The organism is Maritalea sp. S77 (genome assembly GCF_049801075.1).
Lineage (GTDB): Bacteria > Pseudomonadota > Alphaproteobacteria > Rhizobiales > Devosiaceae > Maritalea.
In genome coordinates this window covers 123705-143153 of the sequence record NZ_JBNAGG010000001.1, presented here as the reverse complement: position 1 = coordinate 143153, position 19449 = coordinate 123705, and the positions used below count along the sequence as shown (strand labels likewise).

17 protein-coding genes are annotated in these 19449 nt (G+C 51.3%); 10 read left to right on the top strand and 7 right to left on the bottom strand.

Annotated features, from left to right (window positions below; translation table 11 throughout):
* The first annotated feature begins 115 nt into the window (after positions 1 to 115).
* The 3 genes from bcp (at position 116) to ACP15Y_RS00740 (ending at position 2595) form a co-directional block, all read left to right on the top strand.
* Positions 116 to 589, top strand: coding sequence for a thioredoxin-dependent thiol peroxidase (bcp, locus tag ACP15Y_RS00750; protein WP_424981111.1), 474 nt, complete (start codon positions 116 to 118; stop codon positions 587 to 589).
* Positions 582 to 1391, top strand: coding sequence for a ferritin-like domain-containing protein (locus tag ACP15Y_RS00745; protein ID WP_424981110.1), 810 nt, complete (start codon positions 582 to 584; stop codon positions 1389 to 1391). The genes bcp and ACP15Y_RS00745 overlap by 8 nt, the downstream gene beginning before the upstream one ends.
* Before the next feature lie 64 nt (positions 1392 to 1455).
* Positions 1456 to 2595 carry a M23 family metallopeptidase gene (locus ACP15Y_RS00740; RefSeq protein WP_424981109.1) on the top strand — a complete coding sequence of 380 codons (1140 nt, stop codon included), beginning with the start codon at positions 1456 to 1458 and terminating at the stop codon, positions 2593 to 2595.
* Between the two features lie 3 nt (positions 2596 to 2598).
* On the opposite strand, the gene prfB is transcribed toward ACP15Y_RS00740, so the two are convergent.
* From prfB to ACP15Y_RS00725, 3 genes are all read right to left on the bottom strand, one after another.
* A protein-coding gene (gene prfB / locus ACP15Y_RS00735) for a peptide chain release factor 2 (protein WP_424981108.1) occupies positions 2599 to 3718 on the bottom strand; the annotation gives its coding sequence in 2 pieces (ribosomal slippage) (positions 2599 to 3648 and positions 3650 to 3718; 1119 coding nt in all).
* Positions 3719 to 3824: 106 nt separating this feature from the next.
* Complete coding sequence (locus ACP15Y_RS00730) at positions 3825 to 6242, bottom strand: penicillin-binding protein 1A (protein ID WP_424981107.1); 2418 nt, start codon at positions 6240 to 6242, stop codon at positions 3825 to 3827.
* A 113-nt stretch (positions 6243 to 6355) separates the two neighbouring features.
* A complete protein-coding gene (locus ACP15Y_RS00725; protein ID WP_424981106.1) occupies positions 6356 to 7600 on the bottom strand; it encodes an N-acetylmuramoyl-L-alanine amidase in 1245 nt (414 codons plus the stop codon).
* A 648-nt stretch (positions 7601 to 8248) separates the two neighbouring features.
* Between ACP15Y_RS00725 and ACP15Y_RS00720 the strand changes: the two genes are divergently transcribed.
* Positions 8249 to 10924: an Rne/Rng family ribonuclease gene (locus ACP15Y_RS00720; protein WP_424981105.1), complete on the top strand. Its 2676-nt coding sequence runs from the start codon at positions 8249 to 8251 to the stop codon at positions 10922 to 10924.
* A 21-nt stretch (positions 10925 to 10945) separates the two neighbouring features.
* Here the strand turns inward: ACP15Y_RS00720 and ACP15Y_RS00715 are convergent, their stop codons facing one another.
* Positions 10946 to 12112: a pyridoxal phosphate-dependent aminotransferase gene (locus ACP15Y_RS00715; protein WP_424981104.1), complete on the bottom strand. Its 1167-nt coding sequence runs from the start codon at positions 12110 to 12112 to the stop codon at positions 10946 to 10948.
* A 118-nt stretch (positions 12113 to 12230) separates the two neighbouring features.
* On the opposite strand from ACP15Y_RS00715, the gene ACP15Y_RS00710 reads away from it, so the two are divergent.
* The 6 genes from ACP15Y_RS00710 (at position 12231) to aat (ending at position 17630) form a co-directional block, all read left to right on the top strand.
* Positions 12231 to 13577 carry a M48 family metalloprotease gene (locus tag ACP15Y_RS00710; RefSeq protein ID WP_424981103.1) on the top strand — a complete coding sequence of 449 codons (1347 nt, stop codon included), beginning with the start codon at positions 12231 to 12233 and terminating at the stop codon, positions 13575 to 13577.
* 32 nt (positions 13578 to 13609) lie between these two features.
* Positions 13610 to 14467: a DsbA family protein gene (locus ACP15Y_RS00705; protein WP_424981102.1), complete on the top strand. Its 858-nt coding sequence runs from the start codon at positions 13610 to 13612 to the stop codon at positions 14465 to 14467.
* A 206-nt stretch (positions 14468 to 14673) separates the two neighbouring features.
* Entirely contained in the window at positions 14674 to 15114 is a 441-nt protein-coding gene (gene aroQ / locus ACP15Y_RS00700) for a type II 3-dehydroquinate dehydratase (protein ID WP_424981101.1), read from the top strand.
* A 21-nt stretch (positions 15115 to 15135) separates the two neighbouring features.
* Entirely contained in the window at positions 15136 to 15627 is a 492-nt protein-coding gene (gene accB / locus ACP15Y_RS00695; protein WP_424981100.1) for an acetyl-CoA carboxylase biotin carboxyl carrier protein, read from the top strand.
* 11 nt (positions 15628 to 15638) lie between these two features.
* Complete coding sequence (gene accC / locus ACP15Y_RS00690) at positions 15639 to 16979, top strand: acetyl-CoA carboxylase biotin carboxylase subunit (protein ID WP_424981099.1); 1341 nt, start codon at positions 15639 to 15641, stop codon at positions 16977 to 16979.
* Between the two features lie 36 nt (positions 16980 to 17015).
* Positions 17016 to 17630, top strand: coding sequence for a leucyl/phenylalanyl-tRNA--protein transferase (gene aat / locus ACP15Y_RS00685; protein WP_424981098.1), 615 nt, complete (start codon positions 17016 to 17018; stop codon positions 17628 to 17630).
* 197 nt (positions 17631 to 17827) lie between these two features.
* Here the strand turns inward: aat and ACP15Y_RS00680 are convergent, their stop codons facing one another.
* The 3 genes from ACP15Y_RS00680 to ACP15Y_RS00670 all read right to left on the bottom strand — a co-directional run bounded on the left by ACP15Y_RS00680 (position 17828) and on the right by ACP15Y_RS00670 (position 19406).
* Positions 17828 to 18235 carry a DUF2155 domain-containing protein gene (locus ACP15Y_RS00680; RefSeq protein WP_424981097.1) on the bottom strand — a complete coding sequence of 136 codons (408 nt, stop codon included), beginning with the start codon at positions 18233 to 18235 and terminating at the stop codon, positions 17828 to 17830.
* 29 nt (positions 18236 to 18264) lie between these two features.
* Entirely contained in the window at positions 18265 to 18648 is a 384-nt protein-coding gene (locus ACP15Y_RS00675) for an NADH:ubiquinone oxidoreductase subunit NDUFA12 (protein ID WP_424981096.1), read from the bottom strand.
* 164 nt (positions 18649 to 18812) lie between these two features.
* Positions 18813 to 19406, bottom strand: a complete 594-nt coding sequence (locus ACP15Y_RS00670) for a response regulator (RefSeq protein ID WP_424981095.1) — start codon at positions 19404 to 19406, stop codon at positions 18813 to 18815.
* Between the last annotated feature and the right edge of the window lie 43 nt (positions 19407 to 19449).

Sequence of the window (19449 nt, the reverse complement as noted above, 5' to 3'; positions counted from 1 at the left end):
TTATTTAAGCTTCGGTGCGAAGGGTTGAACTGGCTGATTTTGTTCTTAAGTTTCAAAATGGGCTGATCTGTGACCAAATCGTAACTTCTTGATCCTTCCTCAAAGGAATTGTCCTATGGCTGAACTCCAAATTGGTGACATCGCACCTGATTTCACAAACGCGACCGAATCGCAGGATTTTACCCTTTCCGCGCATAAGGGTAAAAACATAGTGCTGTTTTTCTACCCAAAAGACGATACGCCCGGCTGTACGGTGGAAAACATCGACTTCACGGCCCTACTGCCTGAATTCGAAAAGCATAATACGATTCTGGTCGGTTGTTCTGCAGATCCAGTGGCAAAACACGCAAAATTTCGCGATAAACACGACCTGAAAGTGATTTTGCTGTCCGATGAGGACCACTCGACCATGGAAGCCTATGGCGCATGGGGCGAGAAAAAGATGTATGGCAAAACCTTCATCGGCATCAAGCGCACCACATTTCTGATCGATGAAAATGGCAAAGTCGCCCATATTTGGCGCAATGTGCGCGCCAAAGGCCACGCTCAAAAAGTACTCGATCAGCTTGTTGAATCGCAAAATGGCTAAAGAACTTTTCGAACGCGCCATTGATATCGTCAACGAGCCAGATTTGGTCAAAAAAACAGATTTGGCGATGGACACTGCGCGTGGGTGGCTGAAACGACAAATTGGCAAAGGCCGCTACGATGAGCAGGCACTGCCGATGTTGCCAGGCCGCCCTGAAAAGCCGGAATTGCTCCCGCCGGGCAAAATGCCCAAGCGCAATCTTAGAACCGAACATGGACGCAAGGCGCACATTCATGCCCTTGCCCATATTGAGTTGGGTGCGGTCGACCTTACTTGGGATTTGGTTGCACGCGGCTGTGGCCACAATCTGCCACGATCGTTCCTAGACAATTGGGTGCAAGTTGGATTGGAAGAAGCTAAACATTTCCGGATGCTGTCTAACCGGCTAAACGAACTCAATAGCTTTTATGGCGAGTTCCCCGCCCATGATGGGCTGTGGCAATCTTGCGCGGAAACAGCTCATGATTTGCTCGCACGTTTGGCGATCATCCCGCTTGTATTGGAAGCGCGTGGGCTTGATATTACGCCGATCATGATCGAACGCACCGAAAATGTTGGCGATGAAGCGACAGCCAAGATTTTGCAAACCATCTATAACGACGAAAAGCGCCATGTGGCGTTTGGGGCGAAATGGTTCCGCTATCAATGCGATATCGAGCAAAAGCAGCCCATCCCCACATTCCAATCGTTGGTGCGTAAGCACTTTCGGGGTTCGCTAAAGCCGCCCTTCAATGACAAAGCGCGCGCCGCCGCTGGCCTAACTCCCGGTTTTTACAAACCAATCGCCTCCATTATCGGATAGTTAACCATAATCACCCATTCTAAAAGCCAGAAGAGAATCGAGCGCTAAAGAATGGGCGGATCAAGTGAGTGTATCGCGTACATTTTCAGGAAAAGTAGCAAGTAAAAACAACCACGCGCTGCGTAAGTCAGACTTTGACCGCTGGTGGGTTTATGGTCTTATAGGCATATTGTTTTCGGGCAATATTGCATTTGCGATCACGCTTTACCTGTCACCAGATTTTGCAGCCACGCGTGACGCGCAAACCGCGCAGGCGATCTCTGCTTATGAGACGCGCATCGCCACATTGCGCGCCGAGTTAGACCGTTTGCATTCGCGTCAATATGCCAAGGCGGGCGACATCAATTTGCAATTGCAAGATTTGCTGGCTCAGCAAGAACAGATTCTCGAACAGCATGATTTTGTGCGCTCAATCGCCAAAAAGGCCAAAGCCGTTGGCATTGATATTCCGGCGCGTCCTGCTGCCACCAAAACCAGCGCACTCGGCTTTGCTCCCTCAAACAGCGGCAACACTGACATTCATGCCATCATTGAAGATCTTCAAATGATGAAGGAAGATACGATTTCAGCTCTGACGGCTTTGGGCAACGAAGCAGAAAAATCTACTTCAAAGATCGTGACTGAACTTTCTCGGGTCGGTTTAAACCCAAGATTTGAAGATGACGCTGTGGGCGGACCGCTTTTGCCGCCAGCCATGGGCGATGCCTATGCAGATCAAATGCAAGCAGCCAATTTCGCACTTGATGCCTTGTCACGATATGAACAAGCCAAAGAGCAAATCCACACGGCCCCAATCTTTCGCCCCTTGCCCAACTCATATGGGTTGAGCTCACGGTTTGGCAATCGACGTGATCCATTCACAGGCCGTTCCGCATTCCACTCCGGACTGGATTTCCGCGCTCCACGTGGCGCCAAGGTCTCCGCTTTGGGCATTGGCAAAGTAACCTTTGCAGGGCGCAAAGGAGGCTATGGTAATGCCGTCGAAATCACCCACCTAAATGGTTTGGTTTCGCGCTACGCTCACCTGTCCAAAATCAAAGTGAAAAAAGGCCAAAAGGTTGATCGCTCAACAATTATTGGCCTTGTGGGCAGCACGGGCCGCAGCACGGGCCCGCACCTACATCTTGAGGTGCGCAAAAATGATCGGCCAACAGATCCAGCCAAATACATCAATGTGGGCAACAAGCTAAGAAGTCTAATCTAGGCCCTAGCTGTCATCGTCGTCAGATTTACCAACCCGCTGCGCCAACGCCGCTTCCATAAAGGCATCTAGATTGCCATCAAGCACATCACTTGGCGCCGTGCTTTCAATGCTGGTGCGCAAATCTTTCACCATCTGATATGGCTGCAAAACGTAAGACCGGATTTGGTGGCCCCAGCCAATCTCAGACTTTTGTGCCGTTTCAGCATTGGCTTCTTCTTCACGCCGCTGCAATTCCGCCTCATAAAGTCGCGCGCGAAGCATATCCCATGCAGTGGCACGGTTTTTATGTTGTGAGCGGTCGTTTTGACACTGCACAACAATACCAGTTTCGATATGCGTAATCCGCACCGCGCTGTCAGTTGTGTTCACGTGCTGACCACCTGCACCTGACGCCCGATAGGTATCAATCCGCACATCAGATTCAGAGACTTCAATGTCGATTGAATCATCAATAACCGGATATACCCAAATCGATGAAAAGCTTGTGTGACGACGCGCTTGGCTATCAAACGGCGAAATCCGTACCAAACGGTGCACACCGCTTTCTGTTTTCAACCAACCATAGGCATTGTGGCCCTTCACAAGGATCGTGGCAGACTTGATGCCGGCCTCTTCGCCGTCATGCACTTCCATCACCTCAACCTTGTGGCCCTGGCGTTCCGCCCAGCGGGTATACATGCGCAACAGCATGTTGGCCCAGTCTTGGCTTTCCGTGCCGCCTGCACCTGCATGTACTTCAACATAGCAGTCGTTGGCATCCGCCTCGCCTGAAAGCAGCGTCTCGATTTGCATCCGGTCAGTTTGGGTTTTTAAGCTCAACAAGGCTTTTTCTGCCTCGGCAACAACTTCAGTGTCGCCTTCCATTTCACCCAGTTCGATCAGATCAACATTGTCGGTCAATGTGGCCTGCAGCTCGGTAATGGCGTTGATTTGCCCTTCCAAATATTGCCGATCGCGCATCACGGCTTGGGCTTGGCTCGGATCACTCCAAAGATCAGGATCTTCGGCGCTTTGATTCAATTCATCTAGACGGGATTGTGCCGTGTCCCAGTCAAAGATGCCTCCTCAGCAAGCTCATCGCCTGCTCAATTTCGTCAACTACACTTTGTATTTCTGCGCGCATAACCACTCACAATGTAAGATATGGACCCGTGATCTATCCGATCCACTTCGTGCCATCAAGTCCTTCGAAAGACTGCCAAGACAATCGAGGCGAGATATCCAAAAGTTTAGAACAACCCGCCGCGGCCCGCATTAAAGTCCTGCGATCCACCTTCAAGGTCGACAAACACTTCTGAATCCACCCCGATCACAGACGTGATCAAGTTTGGCCCCGTACCCGGCTTAAACGCTTCCACAATGGCGCCATCACCACCACCAGAAACTTTCACACCAGTTTTTGGGTCAATCCAAATTGGAGACATACCGGCTGGAATGTTGAATGGGGTTGGTGGTTTACCCTGCATCGCTTCCGCCATGAAATCGCGGAAAATCGGTGCAGCCAATTCACCACCGGTTGCATTCCGGCCCATATCGCGCGGCGTGTCATACCCAATATAAATGCCAACGGCCATTTCTGGGGTAAAGCCCACAAACCAAGCATCTTTGTAATCATCTGTTGTGCCAGTTTTGCCAGCAACAGGCCGCCCCAGCGAACGAATGCGTGTGCCCGTACCGCGCTGTACAACACCTTCCATCATGGAGGTGATTTGATAGGCTGTCATCGGGTCCAAAATCTGCTCACGATTGTCGATGACCAACGGCTCGGCTTGGTTGTTCCAATCTTCAACTTCACAACCATCGCAAATTCGCTCGTCATGCTTGAAAACTGTATTGCCGTAACGGTCTTGCACCCGGTCAATCAGGGTCGGATTAATCTTCCGCCCACCATTTGCGATGGTGGCGTAAGCCGCAGTCATCCGCAGAACGGTGGTTTCACCCGCCCCTAGCGACATCGCCAGATAAGGCGGCAAATTGTCGTGAATACCAAACAAGCGCGAATATTCAGCCACAAGCGGCATCCCAATATCTTGGGCCAACCGCACAGTCATCACGTTTCGCGACCGTTCAATGCCGCGACGCAATGTTTGCGGTCCATAAAACTCGCGCGAATAGTTATCCGGCTGATAGCTGGTGCCGTCAGCATTTTTGATCGACAATGGCGCATCTAGCACCACAGAAGCTGGCGTATAGCCATTATCCAAAGCCGCCGCATAAACGATAGGCTTGAACGAAGAGCCCGGCTGACGTTCAGCCTGCGTGGCACGGTTAAATTCACTGTCGTCAAACGAGAAACCGCCCACGAGCGCCAACACACGTCCAGTACGCGGGTCCATCGCCACAAGGCCGCCCTGCACTTCAGGCGGCTGGCGCATTTGATAAACGCCTTCTTTGTCCGGTACTTGCTCAACATAAATCACATCGCCCACATTCAACACTTGTGAAAGTGGTTTTGCGATCCATTTTTGCTCAGGTCCGGGCAATTGGCCTGTTGCGCGCTCAGATACAACGTCACCCTGCACGTCGCGTCCAGGCTGCAAGCCCACCACAGCAGAGTTTTGTCCGAGTTCAATCACCACGCCCAAACGCCATTCCGGCACGTCACTAAGCGCATCAATCTCAGCCAGATCGTCGCCCCAATCATCATCAAGTTCAATCGTCGCAACCGGGCCACGATATCCTTTGGATTCGTCGAACCGCACCAAACCATTCATAAGCGCTTTACGTGCATAGGCTTGTAATTTGGGGTCCATGGTTGTGCGCACAGAAAGCCCACCACCATAGAGTTGATCTTCGCCGTAAATCCGGGCCAAACGGCGGCGCACTTCTTCAGCAAAATATTCGGCCGAATAAACTTGCGAACCTGATGTCCGTGGGAACACATTGAGCGGCTCTTGTTTCGCAGCATCTGCTTCTTCGGCAGTGATATAACCTTCTGCTTCCATGCGGCCGATCACATAATTGCGTCGATCAATCGCGGCTTTGGGATAGCGAATGGGATGATAGTTCGCTGGGCCTTTTGGCAACGCAGCGATATAAGCTGCCTCAGCGATGGTCAGCTCATAAAGTGCCTTATCAAAATAATTGAGCGCAGCAGCTGAAATCCCGTATGAATTGAGCCCCAAGAAAATCTCATTGAGATAGAGCTCCATAATCTTGTCTTTGGAGAATGTCTGCTCAATGCGCACCGCCAGCAGCATTTCCTTGATTTTCCGGTCCCAAGTTTGATCCAGCGTCAGCAAAAAGTTTCGCGCAACCTGTTGGGTAATGGTCGACGCACCAACCAATGGGCCGCCCGTTCCGTCAATCTTTTTTTGAATATTGTCACGCACCGCACGCAAAATGCCATCAAAGGCCAAGCCGCCATGGCTGTAAAAGTCTTTATCCTCCACCGCGATGAAAGCGTTCACCACCATGGGTGGAACAGTTTCAATCGGTTGGAACAAACGCCGCTCGCGGGCATATTCGCCAAGCAGCGAACCATCGGCAGCGTGCACACGCGTGGTGACGGGCGGCTGATAGTCTTTCAGAACCGTATAATCCGGCAAATCCTGCGAAATTGTCCAAAGGAAATATCCAACGCCAGCCAAAGCAATTAACCCGGTGAAGAAACCGAACGCAAAAAGCCAGCTCAAAATTCTCAGCATTTATCCAAACCCAGTTCGTTATCTTGCAGGCCAATTTGGCCAACAAACCCTTCCATGCACACTTGCCGCTATCGCCTGAAACAACGGCGAAACTGTGATTGCAAGGGCTTTAATCAGTTTTGAGCGGTCGCGTCAAAATATTTAGAAATGCCCTCTGCTAATGATTTTGCCGCTCTTTTCTGCCAATCAGCCTTCGCCAAATTCTCCATATCGAGCCCGTTCGACAAAAAGCCCAACTCCAATAAGATGGAAGGTACTTCTGGCGACTGCAACACAAAGAAGTCGGCGCGGCGCAGCGGATAAGGCCGCATTGGCAGCTCGCTTTTAATGTCATCCACAATCGACCGTGCCGCCAAAAAGCTTTGCCGCCTTGTCTCCCGGCGCATCAAATCGATCAAAATGTTCACCACTTGATCATCATCGCCCGGCGCATCGAAGCCAGCAATTAGATCAACACGGTTCTCGCCTTCCGCCAACACCTTGTCCAGCACATCTGTGGCATCCTCATCGCGCGTATAAATGCTCGCACCGCGTACGCTCGGGTCACCAAAGCTATCTGCATGCAATGAAATCATCAGGCTCGCCTTGTTTTCGCGCGCCAGTTCAACACGCTCCTCTAGGCTCAAAAACTCATCGCCAGTGCGCGTCAGCGCCACATCAAATCTGCCGCTGGCCAGCAATTCTTGTTGCACGCGTTTGGCAAACTCCAACACAACGTGCTTTTCCTCAAGGCCATTGTCTGCGCGTGCGCCCCCATCAATGCCGCCATGGCCAGGGTCCAGCAATATCAATGGGCGCACTTCAACCATGCTTGGCAACGGCCCCTCTTCGGTCGGCTGTGCTGCTGGTGTATCATCGGCAGGCTCTGGCGTCGCATTGTTGTCCGCGCCTTCACCCGTCAGCAACGCCTTGGATTGGGCAACCGCCTGATCAAAAATCTCTCGTTCGCCTTCAGCAATCTCCACCACCAGCCGCGCGGGCTGCTCGCCCACAGCCTCAAGCATCTGAATGTCGGTAACTTGAACCGGCTTGCTCAAAAACATCACAATCCGGGCACGGCCATCATCCACCATGCCAATTGCGGTTTCTTTCACCAAACCATCGGTTTTTAGTTCGGTTGGGGCGTCATCTGCCAGTTTTGAAACCCCGAGTTCCACCACCAAACGGTCGGGCTGGTCGATCGGAAATGTCGCATAGCCCGCCGCTGCGCTAAGATCGACAACAAGGCGGCTCTTTTCCGGACCAACCGCCAATCTCGCATCTAAAATCTCGATGCTGTCTTGCGACAGCGCCGATCCAACAAAGGCGAGCTGCATCACAATCAAAAAACAGGTCTTCACAAAAAAGCGTTTAAGCATCGGGGTCCAGAACAATAGTTAGCAGGTCTCTCACCTGAATTTGCGTGTCAAATGCTGCAGGCAACGGGTTTACTCTCCCATCTAATATGCGATTCGTCCCATTTTTTGACGCCACTACATGACCTTATTGGCAAGTTTATTGCCAATCGTTGCTTGAATTCAACGTTTTGAGACCAACATAAATTAGGCGCAATTAAACATATTTGTTGCTAAAATTGACGTTCGAGATTAAACACTAAACATCAGCAGGAGTAATGTCCTCGATTCTTGTCCTATAATTTGACCCGCAAACTGGTCAAAATTTTGTCAAACCATTCATTGAATGACAATCAGGGGCAATAGAACCGACAGCATTTGCTGAGAACGAGATTCGGCCGCAGCGGCCATACCGGTAAACCGCATGAAATAGGCGATTTACCACCCAAATGAAAGAAGTCGAGATGAGGTTAAATCAGTTGCATTGCATAAAGGGCCAAATTGCCCGTGCCGCAATCGCACAAGCCTCAGCGTCTTCAAATGCCAATCTCTTGCGTGAGCAAAAATCCGCAAGACAATCCTACATTTTCGCAACGCAACGGCCCACTCTGTTCAAAACAGATGAGCTGCGCTCTATGGCGCCCGGCCTGCGTATGCGTGGAGCTTTAATATATGCCAACGAAAAGAATGCTGGTGGATGCAATCCACCCGGAAGAAACACGAGTAGTCGTCACTAGCGGGAACCGTTTAGAAGAATTTGATTTTGAATCGGCCACGCGCCGGCAGTTAAGAGGCAATATCTATCTCGCGAAAGTCACGCGAGTTGAGCCTTCTTTGCAGGCTGCTTTTGTCGATTATGGCGGCAACCGTCACGGCTTCCTCGCCTTCTCTGAAATTCACCCAGATTATTATCAGATCCCGCTTGCGGATCGCGAAGCCCTTTTGGCTGAGGAAGAAGAAGAGGTCAGAGAAGACCTTTCTGACAGCGATCAGCCAGCAATGCTGAAATCGAAAAAGTCAGACACCACTGCAGAGGAAGCTGGCGACGCCAAAGCCGATGCAGAAGGCGAAGACACAGCAAGCGCTGACGATGAAAACGGCGATGGCGAACAGTTCGACGAAGTCGGCACCGAAGACGCATTGGAAGAAGTTCCTGAACGTAAACGGAAAAAGCCCCGCACATACAAAATTCAAGAAGTGATCAAACGCCGGCAGGTTCTGCTGGTTCAGGTGGTAAAAGAAGAGCGCGGCAACAAAGGCGCAGCCCTCACCACTTATTTGTCCTTGGCAGGTCGCTACTCAGTTTTGATGCCAAACACTGCACGCGGTGGCGGCATTTCGCGCAAAATCACCAACGCTGCTGACCGCAAGCGCCTCAAACAAATCGCTGGCGAGTTGGACGTGCAAAAAGGCATGGGCGTTATTTTGCGCACAGCAGGTGCCAGCCGCACCAAAGCCGAAATTAAGCGCGATTTTGAATATTTGCTTCGCCTTTGGGAAAATGTGCGCAGCCTCACCTTGGAATCAACGGCCCCTTGCCTCGTTTACGAGGAAGGCAGTTTGATCAAGCGCTCCATTCGCGATCTTTACAATAAAGAGATCACGGAAGTGCTTGTCTCTGGCGACGCGGCATATCGCGAAGCCAAAGACTTTATGCGCATGATCATGCCATCGCACGCCAAAAACGTGCAGCCATTCAAAGATGAACAGCCGATCTTCTCCAAGTTCAATGTGGAAGAACAGCTCGATTCCATGTTCTCACCAAAGGTCAATCTGCCATCTGGCGGTTATTTGGTGATCAATCCTACCGAAGCATTGGTTTCAGTGGATGTGAACTCGGGTAAAGCCACAAAAGAACACAATATCGAAGATACTGCGCTGCAAACCAACCTTGAGGCCGCAGCTGAGTTGGCACGCCAACTGCGCTTGCGCGACATGGCAGGCCTTGTCGTTATCGATTTCATCGATATGGAAGAAAAGCGCAACATCCGCAATGTTGAGCGCAAGCTAAAAGATAGCCTGAAAAACGACCGCGCCCGCATTCAAGTCGGCCGCATCTCGCATTTCGGCCTGTTGGAAATGTCGCGTCAGCGGATTCGCTTTGGCGTGCTGGAAAGCTCAACCAATGCTTGTCCAACATGTAACGGCACTGGTCTTGTGCGTTCAGTTGAGAGCCTTGCCTTGATGGTGATGCGTGCCATTGAAGATCAAGTGATGCGTCGTCCTGGTCAGGCCATCAATGTCAAAGTGGCTTCTGAAGTTGCTCTTTACATTTTGAATGCAAAGCGCCCTGCACTTTCCGTGCTTGAGCAGCGCTACAATCTTGCGATCTCGATCACGGCGGAGCCGCACATGCATGGTGATCAATTCACCATTGAAAAAGGCGACCCATACGACAATGGCGAACCCCGCATCACCAATCATGTGCAAGTTGATTCTGCGCCTTTGATCGATTTGGTTGAAGATGAACCTGAGGAAGAGAAGGAAGAAAAACCTTCTCGCCGGCGCAAACGTCGTCGGGGCAAAGGCCGTGATCGTGATGATAACAATCAAAACGATCAGCAAAATCAGGCCAAAGAACAAGATGGCGCTGACGAAACTGAAAATGCAGCGCCTGAAGGCAATAAGTCAGGTGATGACGAGAATGATGATCAGCCTAAAAAGCGCCGCCGTCGCGGTCGTCGGGGTGGCCGTCGCAATCGTCGCAACCAAGACAATGATAATGCAGCGAACGCAAATCAGTCTGATGAAAATCAATCAGAAAATGATCAAGCCGATACGCAAAAAAACAATAAAGATCAGGCAGATACAGCTCCTGCTAACTTCGATCAAGAGGCCGTTGAGGCTATCGAAGAAACAGCCACGCGGGTTAAAGACCCAACCAATGTGGACGCAGAAGTCACCAAAGAAGCTGCATTGGCAGATGCCAAGCTAGACAGCACAGCAGAAGCTTTGGATGACGAAGATGCCAAAGCTGCGCCAAAGCCTAAGCGTCGTCCGCGCCGCAAAAAGACCGAGGATGCTGCCCCAGCCAAAGCTGCTGAAGCCAAGTCTGACGCCCCTGCTGAAACAGCAAATGCTGAAGCCGATGCGGAAGAAAAGCCCAAAAAGCGCCGTGCACCACGCAAACGCGTGAAGAAAGACGATGAAGCGCCGAAAGCGGCTCAGGAAACTAAAGAACCCGAGACAAGCGAAGAACCAGCGCCGAAACCTGCTGACAAGCCCAAAGCTGATAAGCCACAAGAAGACGGCATTATCGTAACTTCAACGTCCAGCAGCGACGAAGAAGATGATGGCAAAAGCAAAGATAAGGCCAAAAAAGGCTGGTGGCAGCGCGGCTTCTTCTAAACCGCGCAAATTGCAAATAAGCTAAATTGACAATGGTCGGCTCAAAAAGCCGGCCATTTTTTCTATGGCCTGCACCAGCATGTCATGGTCACCCGCATAGGAAAATCGTACAAATTTGTGCCCCTTTACGCGGTCAAAATCCACGCCCGGCGTCGCCGCCACGCCCGCTTCTTGCAACAATGCCTTGCAAAAAGCCACGCTGTCATCTGCCAACCCGTCAATGCCGACATAGGCGTAAAACGCACCATCGGACATGCGGGCATTCTTGAATCCCATTTCATTAAGCGCCTCAACCAGCAGCATACCATTGCGGACATAGTTGCTCTTTTGCGCATTGTAATAGTCGCGACAGTCAAGCGCCACACGCCCCGCCAGTTGCGAAATGCTGGGGGCAGAGATAAACATATTTTGGGCCAACATTTCAGTTTGGCGCACCATCTCATCTGGCAACACCAGCCAGCCCAAACGCCACCCCGTCATGCAATAATATTTTGAAAAACTATTGATAATCAGGGCATTATCGCCCAGCTCCAAGGCACTGGTTTCGGGCAAGCCATGGCTCAACCCATGATAAATCTCATCCGAGATAAACCGAATGCCGAGATCGTCACAGGCGTTTATAATCCGCGCCAAATCTTCACGCTCCACCATCGCCCCTGTCGGATTTGCGGGCGATGCCAACAACAAGCCATCAAACGGATTGGCTTTGTGCGCAGCGCGCAATTCATCGGCGTCCAGCCGCCAACCATCTTGCGCATGTACTTCTATTTCCACCGGCTCAAAGCCAAGGCTGGAAATAATGTTCAGATAGGCCGGATAGCCCGGCCGCGTCACTGCAATCCTGCTACCCTTTTTAAAGCCAGACAAAAAGGCCAACACAAAACCCGCACTTGACCCATTGGTGATCAGGATATTCTCGGGCTTCACCACAGCACTATGCTGGCTGCGATAATATTCACACAGCGCCTCGCGCAGGTTGAGTTCGCCTTTAGCTGGCGTATAGCGCTGCGGGTCCATTTCAGCGCTCTGCTGCACCGCCGCAATCACTTCGGGTGCAGGCGCAGCCCCGGGCTCGCCAACTTCTAAATGACAGATTTCACGCCCTTCAGCTTCCAGCGTTTTCGCCATTGCCAAAATTTCCATCGCAAAAAAGGGCTGCAAATGCGGAAGCTGCGCGATTTTTGTCATCAAATTGTCCAACTGTTCGCGTTTTTGTGAGCGGCATATAACGTGCGTTCAACCGCAAATGCCGTTATAGTTGCCGCCAACAATGTCAGTGATTCATGGTTTCAGTAAAGGGCTAAACATGCCAAAGCATTTTCGGTTGATTACGGCCTTATTGGCCCTTCTTCTCGCCGTCTTGCCACTCAGCGCAAACGCCCAGCAAATTCGGCTAATCACAGACGCTGAAACACAAAACATGATTAAAGATTTCGCCCGTCCTTTGCTCAAGGTTGCTGGCGTTAATCCGCGCAGTGTTTCGGTCAATATCGTCAATGATCGTCGGTTTAATGCCTTTGTAGTAGAGAGCGGCGATATTTTTATTAATTACGGTACCATCCTCGATTCAGCTACACCCAATGAACTAAAAGCCGTTTTGGCCCACGAGATCGGTCATTTGGCTGGCGGCCATTTGCGCCGTTTGCGCGAGCAAGCCGAAGTCGCTGGCCGCATTCAGGCAGTGTCCATGGTGCTCGGCATTGGTGTGTTGGCCGCAGCTTCCGGCAATGACCAATCGGGCGAAATGGGCAAAATGGTCTCGGCCTTCATCATGGGCTCAAGCGCCGCCGCGCAAAACAATTTCATGGCCTACCGCCAATCGGAAGAAAGCGCTGCGGATGCTGCCGCGCTGACCTATTTAGAACGCACCAAGCAAAGCTCTGTTGGCCTCACCGAAGTTCTCAACCGCTTGCAACGCAACCAATCAAGCCGCGCGGCTGCGTCGGGTTATCTACGCACCCACCCGCTGGCCGAAGATCGTTTGAACCAAACGCAAAATCGCGCCGCAGGCAGCCCTTTCCGCAACAAGCGCGATTCCGCTGCTGATATTCAGCGCCTCGCCATGGCAAAGGCCAAGCTCACAGGCTATCTGGAGCGCACCCAAACCGTGCTTAATCGCTATCCAAATAGCGACAAATCACTACCCGCCCGCTATGCCCGTGCAATTGCTGGCTACCGTGCTGGCGCAGGCCCGGCTGCTGTAAAACAAATGGCCGCCCTCGCCGCGTCCAATCCGCGCAATCCAAATTTGCAAGAAATTTTGGGCCAAATGCTGTTTGAAACCGGCCAAGCCAGCGCCGCACTTAAGCCATTGGCCCGCGCCGTACAGCTGGCGCCCAACGAAATCGAATATCGCATGATTTATGGCGCTGCCCTGTCTGACACAGGCCGCGCCAAGGATTTGAATGAAGCCATCATTCAACTTTCTCGTGCCACCCAAATGGATTCACGCTCCGCACGTGCATATTCGCTGCTGTCCCGCGCCTATGGCCGCGCCGGGCGCTCAGGCGAAGCCGACCTTGCCGCTGCAGAAGCTGCCTTTTTACGCCGCGACATCAGCTTGGCCCGTGGCCTAGCCAAAAAAGCGAAGCAAAATCTGCCAGAGGGTAGCCCCGCTTGGTTACGTGCTGATGACATTTTGGCGCTAAGCTAAACACAACTTATTACAACATTGGACCTTCAGTTATGACCATCCTCAAGTCACTCATTAAATGGCCGCTCATGGCTCTCACGGTTTTTGCCCTCAGCCTGCCGGCGCAAGCGCAAGATATTGGCGACATGTCAAAAGACGAATTGAGCAGCTTGATCGAACAAATCGTAGAAGAAAAAATCCAAAATCTCTTAGAGGATACGCCCAAAGCATCCGCTGCGAAGGGCCGCTTCGGCGCGGCGGTTGAAGATTATTTGATGGCCAACCCTGTTTTGTTGGAGCGCATGTCAGTTGCGTTGCAAACCCAGGCACAAGCTGCCGAACTTGCACAAACGCGCGACACATTGATGGCGCTAGGCGACCGGGTTCATAACGATCCCGACCAAGTGGTGCTGGGCAATCCAGACGGCGACGTCACAATCATCGAATTTTTCGACTATAATTGTGGCTATTGCCGCCAAGCCGTAGGCAACATGCTTCAATTGCTCGAAGAAGATAAGAATGTCCGCTTCATTCTGCGCGAATATCCAATTTTGAGCCAAGGCTCTGCTGATGCGGCTCGTATTGCCACAGTCGTGAACCGCAATAAAGAAATCGACTATCTCGAGTTCCACACCAAGCTGTTCCAATCACGCGGTCAGGTCGACAAGGCGCGCGCCTTGGAAGTAGCCGTTGAATTGGGCATGAACCCAGTTGAGTTGGAATTGGCGATGCAAGACCAATCAGTCACGCAAGCAATTGGTCGCACCTACCAACTGGCTGATGCTCTGTCGATCACCTCAACGCCAAACTATGTGATTGGCAATGAAGTTGTGCGTGGCGCAGAAAACATTGAGGGCTTGAAGCGCCGTGTCGCAAACATGCGGGAATGTGGCGAAACCAGCTGCCAATAGCCTTTAGTTTTAAATTTCTGGCGGTGTGATCTTATGCCGCCAGAAACGTCAAATAACCGCCATACCCCAGCTCCCCCCGCCTGCTGACACAAAAACGCAACAATTTCCGATGCAAGCGGTGTAAAACAACGCGTAATCTTTGCCTTTTCATTTGTTTTCATATAGTGCAAGCTCCTGCACGGTAAATAAAAAGGTATAACCCGCAAGTGGCGAAACAAATTCATATCCTTAACGGCCCCAATCTAAACCTGTTGGGTCAGCGCGAAGGCAGCATATATGGCCATGTTACATTGGCTGATATCGAGAAAAACTGCCAAGAAGAATGCGCGCGTTTGGGTGTTGAACTTAAATTTGCACAAACTAATCATGAAGGCGAACTGGTCGAGCTGATCCAACAAGCGGGCCAATCCGCTGATGGGATCATTATCAACCCGGCTGCCTACACCCACACATCAGTCGCTATTCATGACGCTATTCGCGCCATCAATATCCCTGTGGTGGAAGTGCATTTGTCGAATATTTTTGCGCGCGAGACCTTCCGTCATCATTCATATGTGTCCCCAGTTGCACTGGGCACAATTTGCGGTTTTGGCCCGGCGGGTTACATTTTGGCCCTCGGTGCTTTAACATCACACATTCCAGAATAACAAAATTGGAGAGCCCCTTAAATGAGTAAAGGTTCACAAGTTGATCGCGATCTGATCCGTACGATTGCTGAATTGCTGAACGAACAGAACTTGGCTGAAGTTGAAATTGAGCATGATGATTTTCGTGTTCGAGTGACACGTAGCCACGCTCAAGAGGTGGTTCACATGCCAAGTGCGCCTTATCCGGCTCCTGCAGCGCCCGCTGCAGCACCTGCCCCAGTGGCAGCTGCGCCGGCGCCTGCTGCTGCTGAAGCACCTGCTGATGATATCGGCTCAAACCCTGGCACATTGACCTCACCAATGGTGGGCACTGCCTATATGGCGCCAGAGCCAGGTGCAGCCAACTTTGTTGAAGTCGGCACCAAGGTGACCGAAGGCCAAACCATTCTCATCATCGAAGCGATGAAAACCATGAACCAAATTCCGGCGCACCGCGCAGGCACCGTCACCAAAATCTTGGTGGAAGATGCCCAGCCCGTTGAATTTGGCGAACCTCTTGTGGTGATCGAGTAATCCAGATGCCCATGTTTAAAAAAGTTCTGATTGCAAACCGAGGCGAAATCGCGCTGCGCATTTTGCGGGCGTGTAAAGAGCTCGGCATTTCAACCGTTGCGGTGCACTCCACTGCCGATGCCGATGCAATGCATGTGCGCTTGGCCGATGAGAGTGTCTGTATCGGCCCGGCATCCGCCACCCACAGCTATTTGAACATCCCGTCCATCCTCGCAGCGTGTGAAATCACAGGTGCGGATGCGGTACACCCCGGCTATGGCTTCTTGTCCGAAAATGCGCGCTTTGCCCGCATTTTGGAAGAGCACAACATCACTTTTATTGGCCCATCTGCACACCATATCGAGATTATGGGTGACAAGATTCAGGCCAAACAAACCGCTAAAGATCTCGGTATCCCTGTGGTGCCCGGTTCTGACGGTGGCGTCACAAGTGACGTTGAAGCCCGCCGTATTGCCGCTGAAATCGGCTATCCAGTGATCATCAAAGCTGCTTCTGGTGGCGGTGGTCGCGGCATGAAAGTGGCCAAGTCTGAAGCCGATATTGGCACAGCTTTGTCAACAGCACGTTCTGAAGCCAAAGCTGCTTTTGGTGATGATGCGGTTTATATCGAGAAATATCTCGGCAAACCTCGCCACATCGAAATTCAGGTATTGGGCGACGGCCAAGGTGGCGCCATCCATTTGGGCGACCGCGATTGCTCCTTGCAACGCCGGCACCAAAAAGTGTGGGAAGAAGCCACCTCACCTGCGGTTACGCCTGAGCAACGCGCTGAAATTGGCGGCATTGTTGCCGATGCAATTGGCAAGATGAAATATTCTGGTGCGGGCACCATTGAGTTTCTGTATGAAAATGGCGAGTTCTATTTCATCGAAATGAACACCCGTTTGCAGGTGGAACACCCAGTCACCGAGCGGATCACCAATATGGATTTGGTGTACGAGCAAATTCAAATTGCTGCGGGTCAACCAATTTCCATCAAGCAAGAAGATGTGACCTTTTGGGGCCACGCGATTGAAGTTCGGATCAACGCTGAAGATCCAGAAACATTCGCACCGTCACCAGGCCGCATTTCGTTCTATCATCCAGCCGGTGGTGTTGGCGTTCGTGTCGATTCAGGCGTTTATCAGGGCTACAAGATTCCGCCCTATTACGACAGCTTGATCGGCAAGCTCATCGTGCACGGTCGCACGCGTGAAGAATGCTTGCAGCGTTTGCGTCGGGCGTTGGGCGAGTTTGTTGTCGATGGGGTGAAAACCACGCTGCCGCTCTTCCGCCGCTTGATCGAGGAAGAAGATGTGATATCAGGCAATTACGATATTCACTGGCTCGAAAAATATCTCGGCATGAAGTAAGTTTAGGGCCCTGCGGGGCCCTTTCTTTTGGACAATATGCAAGACGAATCTGATCCATACACGACCACGCTAACCCCAGACATGATTCTGGGTGCCTATGCCCATGGTATTTTTCCCATGGCAGAAAGTGCGGAAAGCCCAGACCTCTTTTGGGTAGATCCTGAATTGCGCGGCATTATCCCGCTCGACGGACTCCACATATCAAGATCTTTGCGTAAAGCATTGAACAAGAAAGATTATGAAGTTCGCTTCGATCATGACTTTCAAACCGTAATCGAAAATTGCGCTGCACCAATGCGCGACCGGGAGGAAACATGGATCAATCCAGAAATCAAAAATCTATATGGCGACCTGTTCCAACGCGGGTTTTGCCACACGGTTGAAATTTGGCGGGACGATCAAATGATTGGTGGCCTATATGGATTGGCACTTGGCGGCGCCTTCTTCGGTGAAAGCATGTTCCATCGTGCAACAAATGCCTCTAAATTTGCTTTGGTTGAATTGGTCAATCACTTGAATGTCAAAGGCTTCACCTTGCTCGACACTCAATTCACCACGCCACATTTGGAAACGTTGGGCGCCATCGAAATCACCCGCGACCAATATCAAGCCCGCCTTGCCCAAGCTCTTCAAGTCCGAGCAGAATTCTAACGCCGCTCCCTCGCCGCCCTATCGGCTACGCCGCATTAAACAGCGCACAACCTGCGCTGGACACACCCTTCATCCCCAAATTTAATCGTTGAGAACCATTTGCGTAAGCACGAGTTACCCAAACGAAACGTTTGCCGCAAACGGTAAAATGTTCGAAGGAAGGGTAAAAACAGCGTGGGCCCAGAATAGCAGCGAACTTAGCGCTCGCTCGGTGGTGGCACATCAGAACTCTGTTTGCAATCCACGAGCCAAATATCATAGACCGAATGGTCCACAGCATTCAGCGCAGGACTATCAGCAAACATCCAGCCCGTGAAAATCCGTGTCACGGTCTGTTTCAGCGAAACCTGATCAACTTCTAAAAACACAGACGTACGCTGCGTTTCGTTGGGCGGACGCGAATAACACGCACGTGGCGTAATTTGCAGCGCCCCAAATTGCACCGTTTCATCAATATACACATCAAAAGTGATAATCCGGCCCGTCACTTTATCAAGGCCTGCAAGCGCCACAACCGGATTGGCGATGGGCTCGGCATGGGCCGAACTGGCCACAAAAGGACCAGACAAAACAATAAGCAAAAGAAAAAGGGCGCGCCGCAACATGGTTTGACTAAATAAACCTCAAATGTGGCTTATTCTGGAGACCAAGCGTCATAATCGCCTGTCACGTCTGGCCGCGTTTCATCATTCAACATGCTGCCTTTTGGCCGATATGCTGCAGATGTGCCAGTCATGTTAGGCTTGTGCGGCAATTCCCACGAACGGGCGTCATATTTCTTATCAACTGGCGTAATGTCCGTGCGGTGATGCATCCAACCATGCCAGCCCACAGGAATGCGAGATGCTTCTGCCGGACCATTATACAAAACCCAGCGGCGGTCGCCCTTTTTGGATTTGAAGTAACGGTTGCCCGCTTCATCTTCACCAACAAACTGGCCATGCAAGGCCGTGTAAAGGCGCGTGCCCATTGTTTGTCCGTGCCACCAAATAAACAATTCCGCCAAAAACTGTTTCATATCAGTTCCAATCGCCACAATCTGTGATTTTTAGTTGCCAAGCATTTAGCACCTAACATGCACCAAGCCTAGTCCACAAAGGCCAATTGGTCCAAAAAATCTGCAACAATTCGTGCGATCTACGCTGAAATGGTCACTTCCCTGCCCGATTGCCCAACGATCTCTTAATAGAAAGCGGAATTGAGGATCCGATCGACGTCGGATTGGATCGAATTGATCTGCGCCTTGTGCTGCGCCTCTGCCATCGAATCGGCAGCGAATTGCGCGCCAGTGGAAAATTCAGCATCCACACGTTCCAACAAGCTGGGCACAACATATCGTTGGCCGTTTAACTCCATGGGAAACTTCGCGGCCAATATCCAACATATATAGTCGAACAATTTTGTGCTCGAAACAGGCTTAGCCAAAACGGCATGAGCACCAAGCCGAATGGCTTGGCTAAACTTGTTTTTGCGCACTACACTCATCAACACAATGATGGGGATGAGACATACCGGATATAGTCGACGGTCACGAAACTGTCCCAAAAAATGTTCCCCCACTGAATTGTCATCGCTCCAATCCACCAACACTACATCTGGTGGTGTCGCCAGAATCGATTCGGCAGCACGTTCCACATCATTGAACACGCGCAATCCGCGCACGCCGGAGGCATTAAGCATTGATCTATAAAGGATTTGCATGTGTCGCGCTGGTTCGATGACAACGACGTTCGGTTCTTGGGCGTGAAATGACTTATGATCAAACTGAAATGACATGAAAAAAATCCAAAAATACGCAATAACACTCCTAAATTATGCC

Bases quoted from the DNA above. Each gene is read 5' to 3' on its own strand.
- bcp (WP_424981111.1), top strand. From the start codon at position 116: ATGGCTGAACTCCAAATTGGTGACATCGCACCTGATTTCACAAACGCG.
- ACP15Y_RS00745 (WP_424981110.1), top strand. From the start codon at position 582: ATGGCTAAAGAACTTTTCGAACGCGCCATTGATATCGTCAACGAGCCA.
- ACP15Y_RS00730 (WP_424981107.1), bottom strand. From the start codon at position 6,242: ATGCTGAGAATTTTGAGCTGGCTTTTTGCGTTCGGTTTCTTCACCGGG.
- ACP15Y_RS00725 (WP_424981106.1), bottom strand. From the start codon at position 7,600: ATGCTTAAACGCTTTTTTGTGAAGACCTGTTTTTTGATTGTGATGCAG.
- ACP15Y_RS00720 (WP_424981105.1), top strand. From the start codon at position 8,249: ATGCCAACGAAAAGAATGCTGGTGGATGCAATCCACCCGGAAGAAACA.
- ACP15Y_RS00715 (WP_424981104.1), bottom strand. From the start codon at position 12,112: ATGACAAAAATCGCGCAGCTTCCGCATTTGCAGCCCTTTTTTGCGATG.
- ACP15Y_RS00710 (WP_424981103.1), top strand. From the start codon at position 12,231: ATGCCAAAGCATTTTCGGTTGATTACGGCCTTATTGGCCCTTCTTCTC.
- ACP15Y_RS00705 (WP_424981102.1), top strand. From the start codon at position 13,610: ATGACCATCCTCAAGTCACTCATTAAATGGCCGCTCATGGCTCTCACG.
- accB (WP_424981100.1), top strand. From the start codon at position 15,136: ATGAGTAAAGGTTCACAAGTTGATCGCGATCTGATCCGTACGATTGCT.
- accC (WP_424981099.1), top strand. From the start codon at position 15,639: ATGTTTAAAAAAGTTCTGATTGCAAACCGAGGCGAAATCGCGCTGCGC.
- aat (WP_424981098.1), top strand. From the start codon at position 17,016: ATGCAAGACGAATCTGATCCATACACGACCACGCTAACCCCAGACATG.
- ACP15Y_RS00680 (WP_424981097.1), bottom strand. From the start codon at position 18,235: ATGTTGCGGCGCGCCCTTTTTCTTTTGCTTATTGTTTTGTCTGGTCCT.
- ACP15Y_RS00675 (WP_424981096.1), bottom strand. From the start codon at position 18,648: ATGAAACAGTTTTTGGCGGAATTGTTTATTTGGTGGCACGGACAAACA.
- ACP15Y_RS00670 (WP_424981095.1), bottom strand. From the start codon at position 19,406: ATGTCATTTCAGTTTGATCATAAGTCATTTCACGCCCAAGAACCGAAC.